1 protein-coding gene is annotated in these 866 nt (G+C 35.6%); it reads right to left on the bottom strand.

Translation table 11 applies throughout. From position 1 onward, the window contains the following. Positions 1-55 precede the first annotated feature (55 nt). On the bottom strand, positions 56-595 hold the full coding sequence (locus FJR37_RS23440; RefSeq protein ID WP_052149982.1) for a YbjN domain-containing protein: 540 nt from the start codon (positions 593-595) through the stop codon (positions 56-58). Positions 596-866: the final 271 nt, after the last annotated feature.

Below are 866 nucleotides of genomic sequence, written 5' to 3'. Positions count from 1 at the left end.
TTACCCAGATATTTCTCAACTGTTTTGAAGCGTGAGACTATAATCTGCATTTACCCTATTCAGTCAAAATATCTTGGACGACGGACTGAACAGTTTTATTCCACCAAGAAAAATTATCTTCTAAATTCCTTGTGGATACACCATAATCTATGTTAACGGTCATTTCCAAAGCGGTATCGCCATCTGTATCTAAGTATGCTTTACCGAATCTTGTTTTACGATTCCATTCATTGATTTTATCTAAAGTGGCATTTCGCCCTCCCGTCCAGTAAGTATAAAACTGAATATCATCACAGTCTTTACCATTGAGACAGCCGTAAAAATGAATAGTATATTTTTGTCCATCAATTCTCCCAGTAATTCTCGGATCACCCACATTGTCTTTGTCAAGAGATGCAGTACCAAAGCCTTTTGCTATCTCTAAAATCTTATCGGGCATAGTTGCATCAATTAATACTGGAGTAGTAGTAGTTCTCGTTCTTTGATTTGTTTGTGCTTGAGCAGACAGTACATTGATGTTGACTAAAAGAGAGACCAAAATACCAGATAGACCAATACCACAAACAATAGCCTTAGATTCTAGAATAGGACTCATGTAGGTTTCTCCTTAATTAAATCTCAGGAAGTTTAACGTTCTAAAGGTATATCTTTGCTTGTCCGAGATTTTGACAAATCTCTTTACATATCTTGACAATTTTCATCTAAACAGAAAATATTAGTTAAATATGATACACAGAACTGCTGAAATTTCTATTTAGTTTAAAGTGAGTTTAAGAGCGATCACCAACTTTTTGGACAATTTCTTCAGTGAGTGATGGGGCGGCTTGATGGTTTAGCAACTGTTCTGGATTTTCTCAATGGTTTAC

The sequence above is a fragment of the Aphanizomenon sp. UHCC 0183 genome (assembly GCF_009712065.1).
GTDB classification, from domain to species: Bacteria; Cyanobacteriota; Cyanobacteriia; order Cyanobacteriales; family Nostocaceae; genus Dolichospermum; species Dolichospermum heterosporum.
This window is presented reverse-complemented; position numbering and strand designations above follow the sequence as displayed.